At 73.5% G+C, this 15534-nt stretch carries 10 protein-coding genes and 1 pseudogene; 2 read left to right on the top strand and 9 right to left on the bottom strand.

The genetic code is table 11. The features are described 5' to 3' along the window. Positions 1 to 178 precede the first annotated feature (178 nt). A pseudogene (locus OG802_RS25965) lies at positions 179 to 808 on the bottom strand (phosphatase PAP2 family protein); the annotation flags it as partial. Positions 809 to 1363: 555 nt separating this feature from the next. Next, positions 1364 to 2698: a 4-aminobutyrate--2-oxoglutarate transaminase gene (gabT, locus tag OG802_RS25955; RefSeq protein ID WP_329414157.1), complete on the bottom strand. Its 1335-nt coding sequence runs from the start codon at positions 2696 to 2698 to the stop codon at positions 1364 to 1366. Positions 2699 to 2950: 252 nt separating this feature from the next. Between gabT and OG802_RS25950 the strand changes: the two genes are divergently transcribed. Beyond that, complete coding sequence (locus tag OG802_RS25950; RefSeq protein ID WP_329414155.1) at positions 2951 to 5329, top strand: ATP/GTP-binding protein; 2379 nt, start codon at positions 2951 to 2953, stop codon at positions 5327 to 5329. A gap of 121 nt (positions 5330 to 5450) precedes the next feature. Next, a complete protein-coding gene (locus tag OG802_RS25945; RefSeq protein ID WP_329414154.1) occupies positions 5451 to 7145 on the top strand; it encodes a PucR family transcriptional regulator in 1695 nt (564 codons plus the stop codon). A 643-nt stretch (positions 7146 to 7788) separates the two neighbouring features. Here OG802_RS25945 and OG802_RS25940 read toward each other — a convergent pair. From OG802_RS25940 to OG802_RS25910, 7 genes are all read right to left on the bottom strand, one after another. Continuing rightward, positions 7789 to 8241: a hypothetical protein gene (locus tag OG802_RS25940; protein ID WP_329414153.1), complete on the bottom strand. Its 453-nt coding sequence runs from the start codon at positions 8239 to 8241 to the stop codon at positions 7789 to 7791. A gap of 123 nt (positions 8242 to 8364) precedes the next feature. Continuing rightward, complete coding sequence (locus OG802_RS25935) at positions 8365 to 9783, bottom strand: NAD(P)/FAD-dependent oxidoreductase (RefSeq protein WP_329414152.1); 1419 nt, start codon at positions 9781 to 9783, stop codon at positions 8365 to 8367. A 32-nt stretch (positions 9784 to 9815) separates the two neighbouring features. Beyond that, positions 9816 to 10616: an ABC transporter permease gene (locus OG802_RS25930; protein ID WP_329414151.1), complete on the bottom strand. Its 801-nt coding sequence runs from the start codon at positions 10614 to 10616 to the stop codon at positions 9816 to 9818. Continuing rightward, positions 10617 to 11546, bottom strand: coding sequence for an ABC transporter permease (locus tag OG802_RS25925; RefSeq protein ID WP_329414149.1), 930 nt, complete (start codon positions 11544 to 11546; stop codon positions 10617 to 10619). Between the two features lies 1 nt (position 11547). Further along, a complete protein-coding gene (locus OG802_RS25920; protein WP_329414147.1) occupies positions 11548 to 12699 on the bottom strand; it encodes an ABC transporter ATP-binding protein in 1152 nt (383 codons plus the stop codon). A gap of 4 nt (positions 12700 to 12703) precedes the next feature. Then, a complete protein-coding gene (locus tag OG802_RS25915; protein ID WP_329414146.1) occupies positions 12704 to 13951 on the bottom strand; it encodes an ABC transporter substrate-binding protein in 1248 nt (415 codons plus the stop codon). Positions 13952 to 14007: 56 nt separating this feature from the next. Continuing rightward, the gene (locus tag OG802_RS25910; protein WP_329414144.1) at positions 14008 to 15522 is read right to left on the bottom strand and encodes a gamma-aminobutyraldehyde dehydrogenase; all 1515 of its coding nucleotides are present in this window, start codon (positions 15520 to 15522) and stop codon (positions 14008 to 14010) included. Positions 15523 to 15534 lie beyond the last annotated feature (12 nt).

The raw sequence follows: 15534 nt of genomic DNA, 5'->3' as shown, positions 1-15534 counted from the left end.
GCCGCTTTGGCGCGGTCGCCCCGCGCCCGGCTTCCCCCGCTCCCGTGCCGGCCTCCCCCGGTCCCGGTCCCGGTGCGGTTCCGGTCGCCGCTCCTGCCCTTCCCGCTCCCCGCCCGGCCCCGGCTCCCCCGCCGGCCCCCGGTCCACCGCCCCCGCGTCGCTCCCCCAACCGTTCCCCTCGGTCCTCGCGCCGCCGTTCCCGTCGCAGGAAGAGCCGCAGCGCGCCGAGCAGCACCGCGCCGAGGCACCAGCTCGCCACGACGTCCAGTGGCCAGTGGTAGCCGCGCCGGACCAGCCCGAAGGAGACGGCCAGGACCAGGAGCACGCCCGCGGCGACCGCTGCCCGGCGGGCGCGTGGCGTGCGCAGCCAGGGCAGCAGCACCAGCACGGCCGAGCCGTAGGCGACGGCCGCCGTCGCCGTGTGCCCGGAGGGGTAGTAGCCGGTGGCAGGCGGCACGGCGGGCGTGCCGGGCCGGTCGATCCACTCCTTCAGGGGGACGACGATCAGCGGCGCCAGCGCCATCAGGCAGAGCGCGGCGGCGGACGGCGCCCACCACCGCGCGCGGCCCGCGCCTCTGCCCCGCCACGCCGTCCAGCCCGCCACCAGCACCAGCACCGGGACCGCGACCTGCACGTTCCCCAGGTCGGCCAGCAGCTCGCCGGTCCGGCCGGGATGGACCAGGGCACGGCTGAGGCGCTCGTCGCGGGCCACGAGCGGCCCGCCGGCGGCCACCTGCCAGGTGATCAGCGCGAAGAGGACGGCGGGCGGCAGGAGGCCGAGGAGGGCGCGGCTCGGTCGGGACGGCATGGCCCCCAGCTTGTCAGCAGCGCCCGGCCGGCCGCCGCCGAGGGACCGGGCGGAAGGGCGGGAGGGAAGGAGACAGGAGGGGAGGCAGGGGAAACGCGCGGGTCGGTAGGGGGAACGAGAAAGGGCCCCGGAGCGCGTCCAGGGCCCTTTTCGTGGTCTCGCCGGCGGACCGTGTCAGTGGTCCGCGTCAGTGTTCCGTGCCGGAGAAGGAGGTCGGCCACCCCGGAACAGGGGGGGTGGTTCCGGGGTGGCCGTCCGGACCGGGTCGTCGGCCGCCCCGGGGGGTTTGGGGCGGACGACCGTCCGATCGGTGTGGAGATTTCCGAAGCCGGAAGCTCCGGTTGTGTGCGCGAGGGCACGACCAGGTCGAAGCTGGGGAGGCCCCGGCCCGGTGTCCGTCCACAGTCCCCTGTGGGCGGGGTGTATCTCTCATCTGGGAAGAACCTACGGCAGGGACGGGCGCCGCGACAGGCCGAATCCCGTCCCGCCATCCTCCCCGCACACCTTCTTCACACGCTCTGCGGGCGCGGGGAGACAGGTGTGCGAGGGGCCCGCTCAGATGCGCGCGAAAGCCTGCTCGATGATGTCCAGGCCCTCGCCGAGCAGGTCGTCGCCGATGACCAGCGGGGGCAGGAAGCGCAGCACGTTGCCGTAGGTGCCGCAGGTCAGGACCAGCAGGCCCTCCTGGTGGCAGGCCTTGGCGAGGGCGGCGGTGGCCTCGGGGTGCGGCTCCTTGGTCGCGCGGTCCTTGACCAGCTCGACCGCGATCATCGCGCCGCGCCCGCGGACGTCGCCGATGACGTCGAACTTCTCGGCCATGGCCGACAGACGGCCCTTCATGACGCTCTCGATGTGCTTGGCCCGGCCGTTGAGGTCCAGTTCCTTCATCGTCTCGATCGCGCCGAGCGCGCCCGCGCAGGCGACCGGGTTGCCGCCGTAGGTGCCGCCCAGGCCGCCCGCGTGGGCGGCGTCCATGATCTCGGCGCGGCCGGTGACGGCGGCGAGCGGCAGACCGCCCGCGATGCCCTTGGCCGTCGTGATCAAGTCCGGGACGATGCCCTCGTCCTCACAGGCGAACCACTGGCCGGTGCGGCAGAAGCCGGACTGGATCTCGTCGGCGACGAAGACGATGCCGTTGGCGGAGGCGAACTCGCTGATGGCCGGCAGGAAGCCCTTGGCGGGCTCGATGAAGCCGCCCTCGCCGAGCACCGGCTCGATGATGATCGCGGCCACGTTGTCCGCGCCGACCTGCTTGGTGATCTGGTCGATGGCCTGCGCGGCGGCCTCGGGGCCCGCGTTCTCGGCGCCGGTGGGCCAGCGGTAGCCGTAGGCGACCGGGACGCGGTAGACCTCGGGGGCGAACGGGCCGAAGCCGTGCTTGTACGGCATGTTCTTCGCCGTCAGGGCCATGGTGAGGTTGGTCCGGCCGTGGTAACCGTGGTCGAAGACGACGACGGCCTGGCGCTTGGTGTGCGCACGCGCGATCTTGACGGCGTTCTCGACGGCCTCGGCGCCCGAGTTGAACAGCGCGGACTTCTTGGCGTGGTCGCCCGGGGTCAGCTCGGCGAGCGCCTCGGCGACCGCCACGTAGCCCTCGTAGGGGGTGACCATGAAACAGGTGTGGGTGAAGTCGGCGAGCTGGGCGGTGGCCCGGCGTACGACGGCCTCCGCCGAGGCGCCGACGGAGGTCACCGCGATGCCGGAGCCGAAGTCGATCAGACGGTTGCCGTCGACGTCCTCGATGATGCCGCCGCCCGCGCGCGTGGTGAAGACGGGGAGCACCGAGCCCACGCCGGCCGCCACCGCGGCGGTACGGCGGGCCTGCAGCTCCTGCGACTTCGGGCCGGGGATGGCGGTGACGACGCGGCGCTCCTGCGGAAGGGCGGTCATGACGGGCTCCTGTGGTTCTGCGAACGGGTCTGTGCGGACGCTTTTCCCTCTCTTCTCGCAGGCTAGGACGGCGGACGGGGCGTGGGCATGCTCCATGTGGGCGGTGTCGGGGTGACGCGTTGTCCGAGATGGACAGTGCCGAAGGGAGCCGACGCGGCCGGGCCGGACCGCGCAATCGGTGAACTCCCGTTGCGGGGGCGTTAGATTGACTCGCTGATGTCGGATGGAACGGCTGGTCAGGGGGCAAGGGCGATGGACAGCGACGGGACGCAGGACGCGCGGGGCACGCATGCGAATCCCGTGCCGCGCCCGGCGGGGCCCGCGCACCCGCCGGCGCCGCCGCGGCCGACCCGCGCGCCGGGCGTGCCGCCGGCCGCCGAGCACGCGCCGCGGGCCGCGTCCGCCGTCGCCGCCTGGCTGGACGAGGCGCGTCCGGCGGCCCGGCCGGGGATCTGGCGGTTCGGCCACCGGCCGCCCGCGCCGCCGCGGGCCTCGGAGCGGCTCGCGCCGGTGACCGTCGTCGGCGTGCTGGTCCCGCTGGTGATCGCGCTCGTCCTGTGGTCGCTGTGGCGGCGGGGCGCGCTGCCCTACCAGTTCACCCTGCTGAGGCTGTTCACCCCCGGCGACTGGTGGTGGGGCGGCACGATCGCCTCCCCCAAGACCATGGACGGCGCCGAGGCGCGGGTGGTCTACGACGGCGTCTTCTTCGCCGTCCTGCTGTACGCCATGGGCCGGCTGGGCAGCTGGCCGCACGTCGTGCGGCACTTCGTCGGCCGCCGGCCGCAGCCGTCGCGGGCCCTGATCGCGCTGCTGGGCGCGCTGGCCGCGCTGAGCTTCGTCTTCCCCGGCGCCTTCGGCGTCGGCTGGGACGCGCTGCCGGTCGTCGACCCGCTGTTCTCGCTGATCGTGCTGATCTCCGGCGGCTACGAGCTGTTCGCCTCCCCGCTGTTCACGAACGCCCTGTATGCCGTCGTCACGACGCTGGTGGTGTGGCCGTTCGCGCGGGTCGGGGGCTGGCTGCCCTACGCGCGGGAGCGGCTCGCCGCCCGGCAGGCGGGTCCCGCGCACCCGGCGCCCGCGGCCGAGCGGCCGCGCTCGCAGTGGCCCGAGCTGCGCGACGCCGGTGAGCACGAGGCGGCCGACCTGCTCGCCGGGGAGGTCGCGGCGGGCCGGATGAACGACGTGGACTGCGCGCGGGTGCGCCGGGCGTGGAGCGCGGGGCTCGGGGACTTCCGGGAGACCGTGCTGCGCCAGGGCGGCGCGGCCTGGACGCATCCCTCCGGCGACCGCGACCTGCCCCGGCGCACGGCCCGGCACGACCTGCTCGCCGGGCAGGTGCGCATCGGCCGCTGGGTGGCCGCCGAGCGCACTCCGCCCGCCTACCACGACGCGGGCGCCGCGCTCGGCCCGGAGCTGCTGGGCACCTCCCTGCTGGCGGTCGGGCCGTCCGGCTCGGGCAAGACGCGCACGCTGACCGGGCCGCTGACCGAGGCGCTGGCCCTCCAGGCGCTGACCGGCTCGTGCGCCGTGGTCGCGGTGTCCGCGCCCGGCGGCGGCCCGCTCGGCGCCGATTCCGCGTTCGACGTGATCGTGCGGATCGGCGACCCCTCGTCGGTGCACGACCTCGACCCGTACGCGGGCTGCGACGACGCCGACGAGGCGGCCGCCGTCCTCGCCGAGGCGCTGGTCGGCGACCTGGACTCGGTGAGCGCCCAGGGCGCGGCCACGGCGCTGGCGCAGCTCCTCGGCCCCTACCGCGCCGCGTACGGGCGCTTCCCCGCCCTCGCCGGGCTGCGCGAGCTGCTGGAGGGCGAGCCCGCGGCGCTGGCCGCGCTGGGCGAGGCGGTGGCCGGGGACGAGGTGATGCGGCGCGAGTTGCAGGCGCGGGTCCGGCAGACGGGCACGCCGGGCGACCCGGGCCGCGCCCTCGCCGACCGGCTGGCGCTGCTGAGCCGCCCGGTGTTCGCGGGGTTCTTCGGCGCGGACGCCGACGCGCACCGCACGTTCTCGCTGCGCGCCGTCGCCCACCACCCGCTCCGGGTGCGGATCGACCTGCCCGAGCGCGGGCACGAGGAGGCCGCCCGGCTGATCACCCGGCTGGTCCTCGCGCAGTTCCACACCGTCGTGCGGGAGCGGCACGACCACTTCGCCTGTCTGGTCCTGGACGACGCCGCCGGCGCCGTCACGGACGGGTCGGTGCGCCGGCTTCAGCGGCTGCGCTCGCAGAACGCGGGCGTGGTGCTGGCCCTGCGCAGCGTCGGCGACGTCCCCGAGGCCCTGCACGGGCCGCTCTACGGGGCCGTCGGCTGCCGGATGGCGTTCTCCGGGATCACCACCTGGGACGGCGGCCGGTTCGCGCGGACGTGGGGCACGGAGTGGGTGGAGACCACGGAGGTCGCCAAGCACACCGTGTTCGCCGACCAGCCGATGACCCGCGCCATCCACGCGCTGCGCAAGCTGGTCACCGGCAACGCGGTGACCACGGACGCGGTGACCGTGCGCCAGGTCGAGCGGGAGCGGTGGTCGGCGTCGCAGCTCGCGCACGAGGTCCCGCCCGGACACGCGGTGCTGTCCCTGACGAGCGTGGGGGGCGAGCACACACCGCCGCTGCTGGTGGATCTGCGGGGCTGAAGCGCGACCCGCGAGCCCTTACGGTGAGGCAGAATCGGCAGTGGCCCTTCATACGAAGCGGCCAAAAGATCGCGTCGCCGACGCCCCCGCCGCTCGCTCGTCCCCTCGACCTGAAGGCCCCATGCCTCTCACGCTCGCCTCGCTCGCCCACCACTCCGCGCTGAAGCTGACCGTGCGCGCGGGCGGGGACCGCCTGGACGTCCCGGTGCGCTGGGCGCACGCCAGCGAACTCGCGGACCCGGTGCCCTACATGGAGGGCGGGGAGCTGCTGCTGATCACCGCGCTCAAGCTGGACGCCGAGGACCCGGAGGCCATGCGGCGCTATGTGCGGCGGCTGGTCAAGGCCGGGGTGGTCGGGCTGGGCTTCGCCGTGGGCGTCCACTACGAGGAGATCCCCGGGGCGCTGCTGGACGCGGCCGGGGAGGAGGGCCTGCCGCTGCTGGAGGTGCCGCGCCGCACGCCGTTCCTCGCCATCAGCAAGGCGGTGTCGGCGGCGATCGCGGCGGACCAGTACCGGGCGGTGACGGCCGGGTTCGCGGCCCAGCGGGAGCTGACCCGGCAGGCGCTGACCGAGGGCCCCGAAGGGCTGCTGGGCGCGCTCGCCGCGCAGGTGGACGGGTGGGCGGCCCTGTACGACGCCTCGGGCTCCGTGGTCGCGGCCGCGCCCGAGTGGGCGGGCCGGCGGGCGGCGCGGCTGACCGCGGAGGTGGAGCGGCTGCGGGAGCGGCCGGCGCCCGCGTCGGCGGTGGTCGGGAGCGGCGCCGCGGACCGGCCCGGACACGACGGCCGCGACGACGACCGGATCGAACTGCACTCCCTGGGCACCGGGCGGCACCCGCGCGCGGCGCTCGCCGTCGGCACCGCGTCGGCCCCGGGCACGGCCGAGCGGTACGCCGTCCACTCGGCGGTCGCGCTGCTGACGCTGACCACGGAGCGCTCGCGCCCGCTGCACGCGGCCCAGCAGCGGATCGGCGCGGCGGTGCTGCGCATGCTGCTGGCGGGCGAGCCCGACCACGCGCGGGCCGTCGCCGGGGACCTGTACGGGGATCTGCTCGACGCCCCCTTCCGGGTGATCGTCGCCGAGGCGCCCTCTGCCTCGCGGCCGCACCCGGAACCGCCGGCGCGCGGATCCGCGGGCTCCGTGGAGGGGCCGCTCGCGCGCGGGGCGCTCGCGGTCCAGCCGGCCGGCGACCCGTTCGGCGCGCTCGTGGAGGCGATCGAGTCGGCCGCCGCCCGCGCCGGTGAGGCGGTGCTGGCGGTCCCCGAGGGCGACCGGCTGACGGCGCTGGTCAGGGACGGGGGCGCGGCCGCGGCGGCGTGCGCGCGGTACGCGACGGCGCGGGAGGGCGCGGGGGCGGACGACAGCGTCGCGGCCGGGCCGGCCGACGAGCCCGAGCTGGTGGTGGGGCTGTCGGCGCCGGCGGGGCCGATCGCGGCCGCGGCGGCCTACAAGCAGGCGGAACAGGCGCTGTCGGTGGCGCGGCGGCGGGGGCGGTTCTTCGTGGAGCACGAGCAACTGGCGGCGGGCTCCGTGCTGCCGTTGCTCGCGGACGACGCGGTGAAGGCGTTCGCGGACGGTCTGCTGCGGGCGCTGTACGAACACGACGCGACCGGCCGCGGCGACCTGGTGGCCTCCCTGCGGGCGTGGCTGTCCCGGCACGGGCAGTGGGACGCGGCGGCGGCCGACCTGGGCGTCCACCGCCACACCCTGCGCTACCGGATGCGCCGGGTGGAGGAGATCCTCGGCCGCTCCCTCGACGACCCGGACGTGCGCATGGAACTGTGGCTGGCCCTGAAAACAACATCACCGACCTGACGCCCGGCCCGCCGCCCGGCGGGCGTACCGGCCCGGCCCGCGCACCCCGGACCCGGCCCCGCGCACCCCGGCGCTCGCAGGTCAGTCCCCTCCCGGCCCCCCGCCGGCCGACGCACCCGCCCGGCCCGCGCCCCCCGGACCCGGCGCCACGCACCCCGCGCCCCGGCCCTCGCAGGTCAGTCCCCTCCCGGCCCCCCGCCGACCGGCGCACCCGCCCGGCCCGCGCACCCCGGACCCGGCCCCGCGCACCCCGGCGCTCGCAGGTCAGTCCCCTCCCGGCCCCCCGCCGGCCGACGCACCCGCCCGACCCGCGCCCCCCGGACCCGGCGCCACGCACCCCGCGCCCCGGCCCTCGCAGGTCAGTCCGCTCTCGGGCCCCGCCAAACAGTCCGGCTCCCGGCCCGCCGCCGGCCGGCGCACCCGCCCGGCCCGCGCCCCCGGGCCCAGCCCCGCGCACCTCGCCCCGCGCACGCGCACCCCGCCCCGGCGCTCGCGGGTCAGTCCCCTCCCGGCCCCCGCCAAACAGTCCCCTCCCGGCCCCCCGCCGGCCGGCGCACCCGCCCGGCCCGCGCCCCCAAGGCCCGGCCCCGTGCACCTCGCCCCGCGTACCCCGCCCCGCGCACCCCGCCCGGGTGCTCGCGGGTCAGTCCGCTCCTCCGTCCGCCAGGGTCGCCGCCGCCTCGTGCATCGCCAGTTCCAGGAGCGCGGGGTCGGTCAGGGTGCCGGTGCCGTCCGGGGGGACCAGCCAGCGCACGGTGCCGGTCGAGCGGCCCGGGTAGGGCACGACGATCCAGGTGCCGGGCCCGGCCGTGCGGATGCCGGTGCCGAGCCAGTGGGCGGCCGTCCCGGGCGCCACGAAGAAGCCCATGCGGTCGTCCCCGAAGTCGACGAGCACCGGGCCCGGCCGGTCCAGGATCCGGGTGAGCACGTCGAGGGTGGGATAGCCGAGCCCGCCCGGCAGGATGAGCACGTCCCAGGCCCGGCCGGCGGGCAGCAGCGCCACCCCCAGGGGGCTGCGCTCCCATTCCCAGCGGCACGCGGCGGGATCCGGTGCGACCGATGCCAGCCATTCGACGGCCGTCTTCGCCCCAGCCATGAGAAGACCTCCCCTTCACTCGTGGACGCGGTCGCGTCACAGGGGAGAGGGAGGTTCCCGTCCGGCATTACGCGGGTTCGGGCGACCCGTCGGAGTGAACCGGGCCGCCCGTCACCGGTCCCGTCAGCTGTCGAAGCCCAGTCCCAGTCGGTCCATCGTCCTCAGCCACAGGTTGCGCCGACCGTCGTGGGCGTCGGCCCTGGCCAGCGACCACTTGGTGAGGGCGATGCCCGTCCAGGCGAACGGCTCGGGCGGGAAGGGCAGCGGCTTCCGGCGGACCATCTCCAGCGCGGTCCGCTCGGTGGTCTCCCCCGACAGCAGGTCCAGCATCACCTCGGCCCCGAACCGGGTGGCCCCGACGCCCAGACCGGTGTACCCGGCCGCGTAGGCCACGTTGCCCCGGTGGGCCGTGCCGAAGAACGCCGAGAAGCGCGAGCAGGTGTCGATGGCGCCGCCCCACGCGTGGGAGAAGCGGACGTCCTCCAACTGGGGGAAGCAGCCGAAGAAGTGCTCGGCGAGCTTGGCGTACGTCTGCGGGCGGTCGTCGTACTCGGCGCGCACCCGGCCCCCGTAGGGGTAGACGGCGTCGTAGCCGCCCCACAGGATCCGGTGGTCGGCGGACAGCCGGAAGTAGTGGAACTGGTTGGCCGAGTCGCCGAGCCCCTGCCGGTTCTTCCAGCCGATCGAGTCGAGCTGTCCGGGGGTCAGGGGCTCGGTCATCAGGGCGTAGTCGTAGACCGGCACGGTGTACGCCCGCACCCGCCGCACCAGGCTGGGGAAGATGTTCGTGCCCAGGGCGACCTGCCGGGCGCGGATCCGCCCGTACGGGGTGCGGACGGCCATCGCGGCGCCGTGCGGCTTCAGGTCGAGCGCGGGCGTGTGCTCGTACACGCGCACCCCGAGCCGCAAGCAGGCGGCCTTGAGGCCCCAGGCCAGCTTGGCGGGGTGGAGCATGGCGACGCCCCGGCGGTCGTACAGGCCGGCCTCGAAGGTGGGCGAGGCGACCTGCTCGCGCACCGCGTCGGCGTCGAGGAACTCGACGCCCTCGCCGAGGCCGCGCCGGTCCAGCTCCTCGTACCAGTCGCGCAGTTCGCGCGCCTGGTACTCCTCGGTGGCGACGTCGATCTCGCCGGTGCGCTCGAAGTCGCAGTCGATGCCGTAGCGGGCGATCGCCGCCTCGATCTCGTCGAGGTTGCGCATGCCCAACTCCTGGAGCCGGTGGATCTCGTCCGGCCAGCGGGTGAGCCCGTTGGACAGCCCGTGGGTGAGGGAGGCCGCACAGAACCCCCCGTTGCGGCCGGAGGCGGCCCAGCCCACCTCGCGGCCCTCCACCAGCACCACGTCGCGCCGCGGCTCGCGCTCCTTGGCGACGAGCGCGGTCCACAGGCCGCTGTAGCCGCCGCCGACGACCAGCAGGTCGCAGGTCTCGGGGCCGGTGAGCGCGGCCTCGGGGCGGGGCCGGCCGGGGTCTTCCAGCCAGTACGGGACCGGCTGGGCGTCGGACAGGGAAGCGGTCCAGCGGTTCATGGCGCTCGGGGCCATGATGTCAACTCCCTACGGAATGCTGTGCGGGCTCACGCCTTCTGCTTGTTGCGGCGGTTGCCGATGACCATCGACGTCAGGACGAGGGCCACGGCGACGAGGAACATGGCCGTGCCGATGACGTTGATCTGGACGGGCGTCCCGCGCTGTGCCGAGCCCCAGACGAACATGGGGAAGGTGACGGTGGAGCCCGCGTTGAAGTTGGTGATGATGAAGTCGTCGAAGGAGAGCGCGAAGGCGAGCAGCGCGCCGGCGGCGATGCCGGGGGCGGCGATCGGCAGGGTGACCCGCAGGAACGTCTGCGCGGGCCCGGCGTAGAGGTCCTGGGCGGCCTGTTCGAGACGCGGGTCCATCGACATCACGCGTGCCTTCACCGCCGTCACGACGAAGCTCAGGCAGAACATGATGTGGGCGATGAGGATGGTCCAGAAGCCCAGCTGACCGCCCAGGTTGAGGAAGAGGGTGAGCAGCGAGGCCGCCATGACGACCTCGGGCATGGCCATCGGCAGGAAGATCAGCGAGTTGACGGCGCCCCGCGCGCGGAAGCGGTAGCGCACCAGCGCGAAGGCGATCATCGTGCCGAGGAGGGTGGCGCCCAGGGTCGCCCAGACGGCGATCTGGAGGCTGAGCGACAGCGAGCCGCACATGCCGGCGACTCCGCACGGGTCCTTCCAGGCGTCCGTGGAGAACTGCTGCCACTCGTAGTTGAAGCGGCCCTTCGGCTTGTTGAAGGAGAACACCGTGACGACGACGTTGGGCAGGAGGAGGTAGGCGAGCGTGAGAAGTCCCGCGATGACCACGAAATGGCGCTTGAGCCAGTTGACGAAGGGCATTTAGACCAGATCCTCCGTCCCGGACCTGCGGATGTAGAAGGTGACCATGAAGAGGATCGCGGCCATGAGGATGAAGGACAGGGCCGCGGCCGTCGGGTAGTCCAGGACGCGCAGGAACTGCGTCTGGATGACGTTGCCGATCATGCGGGTGTCGGTCGAGCCGAGGAGTTCGGCGTTGACGTAGTCGCCGGAGGCGGGGATGAAGGTCAGCAGTGTTCCGGAGACCACGCCCGGCATCGACAGCGGGAAGGTGACCTTGCGGAAGACGGTGGACGGCCGGGCGTAGAGGTCGCCCGCCGCCTCGTGCAGCCGTCCGTCGATGCGCTCCAGCGAGGAGTACAGCGGAAGGATCATGAACGGGAGGAAGTTGTAGGTCAGACCGCAGACGACCGCGAGCGGGGTGGCGAGGACCCGGTCCCCGGCCGTCCAGCCGAGCCAGCTGGTGACGTCGAGGACGTGCAGGGTGTTCAGGGCGCCGACGACGGGGCCGCCGTCGGCGAGGATCGTCTTCCAGGCGAGGGTGCGGATCAGGAAGCTGGTGAAGAACGGCGCGATCACCAGGATCATGATCAGGTTGCGCCAGCGTCCGGCGCGGAAGGCGATCAGGTAGGCCAGCGGGTAGCCGAGCACCAGGCACAGGACCGTGGCGGCGCCCGCGTAGAGCACCGACCGCAGGAACTGCGGCCAGTACGCGCCGAGCGCGTCCCAGTAGGTCGCCAGGTGCCAGGTGACCTTGTAGCCCTGCTCCAGTGAGCCCGTCTGCACGGACGTGGAGGCCTGGTAGATCATCGGCAGCGCGAAGAACACGACCAGCCAGAGCAGGCCGGGCAGCAGCAGCCAGTACGGCGTCAGACGACCGCGCTTGCGCGGGGGCTTCGTCGCCGGCGCCGTCGGGGACAGAGGCGGGGGCGCCTCGGTGAGCGTCGCCATCTCAGACCGCCGCCTCTTCCTGGATGCCGGCGTCGATGTCCTGCGCCGCGTCCAGGCCGAAGGTGTGCGCCGGGCTCCAGTGCAGGACCACGTCGGCGCCGGGCACCAGGCGGGCGTCCCGGTCGATGTTCTGCGCGTACACCTCGAACTCGGGGCAGACCGTGCTGTCGATGACGTACTGGGTGGAGACGCCGATGAACGAGGAGTTGGCGATCTTCCCGGTGATGCGGTTGCGGCCCTCGGGGATCTGGCCCGCGTCGTCGGCGTGGCTGAGGGAGATCTTCTCCGGGCGCACGCCGACCAGCACCCTGCCGCCGGTCGTGGTGGGCGCGGAGCAGCGCGCCCGGGGCAGCACCAGCTTGCCGCCGCCCGCCTTCAGGACGATGTCCTCGCCGCTGCGGGAGTCGACCTCGGCCTCGATGAGGTTGGAGGTGCCCAGGAAGTTGGCGACGAACGTGGTGTGCGGGTTCTCGTAGAGGTCGGCCGGGGAGCCCAGCTGTTCCACGCGGCCCGCGTTCATCACCGCGACGGTGTCGGCCATGGTCATGGCCTCTTCCTGGTCGTGGGTGACGTGCACGAAGGTGATGCCGACCTCGGTCTGGATGCGCTTGAGCTCGAGCTGCATCTGGCGGCGCAGCTTGAGGTCGAGGGCGCCGAGGGGCTCGTCGAGCAGGAGCACCTTGGGGTGGTTGATGAGGGCGCGGGCCACGGCGACGCGCTGCTGCTGGCCGCCGGAGAGCTGGTGCGGCTTCTTGCGGGCCTGCTCGCCGAGCTGGACGAGTTCCAGCATGTCCTCGACCTGCTTCTTCACGCTCTTGATGCCGCGCCGGCGCAGACCGAAGGCGACGTTCTCGAAGATGTCGAGGTGCGGGAAGAGGGCGTAGGACTGGAAGACGGTGTTCACCGGGCGCTTGTAGGGCGGCAGGGCCGTCACGTCGAGGTCGCCGAGGTGGACGGTCCCGGAGGACGGTTCCTCCAGGCCGGCGATCATGCGCAGGGTGGTGGTCTTGCCGCAGCCGGACGCGCCGAGCAGGGCGAAGAAGGAGCCCTGCGGGACGGTCAGGTCGAGCGGGTGGACGGCGGTGAAGGAGCCGTAGGTCTTGCTGATGCCGGTCAGCCGGACGTCGCCGCTGCCGCTGTCGTTGGTCTTCATCTGCTCACGCCCCGGTCAGCTTCGCGAACTTCGCTTGGTAGGCGGTCTCTTCCTTCGCGCTCAGGGAGCGGAAGGCGTGGGACTTGGCCTGCATGGCCTTGTCGGGGAGGATCAGCGGATTGTCCGCCGCCGACTTGTCGATCTTGGCGAGGTAGGGCTTCACGTCCGCGACCGGACTCACGTAGTTGATGTACGCGGCGAGTTCGGCGGCGGGTTGGGGCTGGTAGTAGAAGTCGATCAGCCGCTCGGCGTTCGTCTTGTGGCGCGCCTTGTTGGGGATCAGCATGTTGTCGGTCGAGGTCATGTAGCCGCTGTCCGGGATGACGTAGTCGATGTCGGGGTTGTCGGCCTGGAGCTGCACGATGTCGCCGGCCCAGGCGACGCAGGCGGCCAGGTCGCCCTTGCTCAGGTCGGACGTGTAGTCGTTGCCGGTGAAGCGGCGGATCTGCCCCTTGTCGACGGCCTTCTGGATGCGGGCGAGGACGGCGTCGTAGTCGTCGTCGGTGAACTTCGCCGGGTCCTTGCCCATGTCGAGCATCGTCATGCCGACGGTGTCGCGCATCTCGGTGAGCAGGCCGACCCGGCCCTTGAGCGCCGGGGTGTCGAGCAGGTCGGAGACCGACTTCACCTCGACGCCGTTCAGCGCCTTCTTGTTGTAGGCGATGACCGTCGAGATGCCCTGCCAGGGGTACGAGTAGGCGCGGCCCGGGTCCCAGTCGGGGCTGCGGAACTGGTCCGACAGGTTGGCGAAGGCGTTGGGCAGGTGGGAGGCGTCCAGCTTCTGCACGTAGCCGAGCCGGATCATGCGGGCGGCCAGCCAGTCGGTGAGGACGATGAGGTCGCGGCCGGTGTCCTGGCCGGCGGCGAGCTGCGGCTGGATCTTGCCGAAGAACTCGTCGTTGTCGTTGATGTCCTCGGTGTAGGTGACCGCGATGCCGGTCTGCTTGCGGAACGCGTCCAGAGTGGGGTGGCGTTTGCCGCTGTCGTCGACGTCGATGTACTCGGGCCAGTTGGAGAACTTGACGACCTTCTCCTTCGCCGAGTGGTCGTCGGCGGAGACGCCGCCCTGGGACTTGCCGGCGGCGGGGATGCCGCAGCCGCTCAGCGCGCCGAGTCCGCCCAGGGTGAGCGCGCCGCCGGCGGAGGCGCGCAGCACCGACCGGCGGGTCATGGCCGCCCTGCCGTTGCGCAGGCTGCGCCGTATGGCGGCCAGGTGGGCCGGGCTGAGGCGGTCTGGCTCGTACTGCTCCATGCGCGTGGTGCCCTTTCGGGAGGTACGGCCGTGGTCGGCGGCCGGTCGTCGTCGCTTTATGAGTCCCCGAAGACAGTGCGGTGCCAGGGCTTGCGGGCAACCGCCGTGTTATCGAACATAACGTGCTTTACCTGGGTGTACTCCTCGAACGAATACGCTGACATGTCCTTGCCGAATCCGGAGGCCTTGTAACCCCCGTGCGGCATCTCGCTGATGATCGGGATGTGGTCGTTGATCCACACGCATCCGGCCTTGATCTCGCGCGTCGCCCGGTTCGCCCGGAACACGTCCCGGGTCCACGCGGAGGCGGCCAGCCCGTAGGGGGTGTCGTTGGCGAGCGCGATGCCCTCGTCGTCGCCGTCGAAGGGCAGGACCACCAGGACCGGCCCGAAGATCTCGGACTGGACGACCTCGCTGTCCTGGGCCGCGTCCGCGATCAGCGTGGGGAGATAGTAGGCGCCGTTCTTCAGCTCCCCCAGGGGCGCCTCGCCGCCGGTCACCACGCGCGCGTAGCCGCGCGCCCGGTCGACGAAGGCCGCGACCCGGTCGCGCTGCGGGTGCGACACCAGCGGGCCGAGGTCGGTCCCGGGGGCGAAGGGGTCGCCGACCCGGACCGTCTCCATGAGCGCGGCCGTCCGCTCGACGAACGCCTCGTAGAGCGGCCGCTGCACGTACGCGCGCGTGGCGGCCGTGCAGTCCTGCCCGGTGTTGATGAGCGCGCCCGCGACGGCGCCGTTGGCGGCGGCCTCCAGGTCGGCGTCGTCGAAGACCAGCAGGGGCGCCTTGCCGCCCAGCTCCAGGTGCAGCCGCTTGACGGTCGCGGTGGCGACCTCGGCGACGCGCTTGCCGACGGCCGTGGAGCCGGTGAAGGACGTCATCGCCACGTCGGGGTGGCCGACGAGGTGCTCGCCCGCCACCCGCCCGGTCCCGGTGACGATGTTGACGACGCCGTCGGGGATGCCGGCCTCGGTGGCCGCCAGGGCGAACAGGAGCGAGGTCAGCGGGGTGAGTTCGGCGGGCTTGAGCACGATGGTGTTGCCGGCGGCGATCGCCGGGAGGATCTTCCAGGCGGCCATCTGGAGGGGGTAGTTCCAGGGGGCGATGGAGCCGACCACGCCGATGGCCTCACGGCGGACGTAGGAGGTGTGGTCGCCGGAGTACTCGCCGGCCGACTGCCCCGCCAGGTGGCGGGCGGCGCCGGCGAAGAAGGAGGTGTTGTCGATCGTCCCCGGGACGTCGAACTCGCGGGTCAGCTTCAGCGGCTTGCCGCACTGCAGGGACTCGGCGCGGGCCAGGTCCTCCGCGTGGCCGGCGAGCACCGAGGCGAACCGGTGCAGCGCGTCGGAACGCTCGCCCGGAGTGGCCGCCGACCAGCCGGGGAAGGCCGCGCGGGCGGCGGCGACGGCGGCGTCGACGTCACCCGCGCCCGCCAGCTCGTAGGTGAGGACCGCTTCGCCGGTGGCGGGGTCGATCACGGTGTGGGTGGCGCCGGACGTGCCCTTCGTCAGGCGGCCGGCGATGTACTGCGCGCCGTCCGAGAAACGTTCCTGTGCGGGAAACCGGTCCTGCATGTCGCTCTCCTC

It is taken from the genome of Streptomyces sp. NBC_00704, assembly GCF_036226605.1.
Taxonomy (GTDB): Bacteria; Actinomycetota; Actinomycetes; order Streptomycetales; family Streptomycetaceae; genus Streptomyces.
This window is presented reverse-complemented; position numbering and strand designations above follow the sequence as displayed.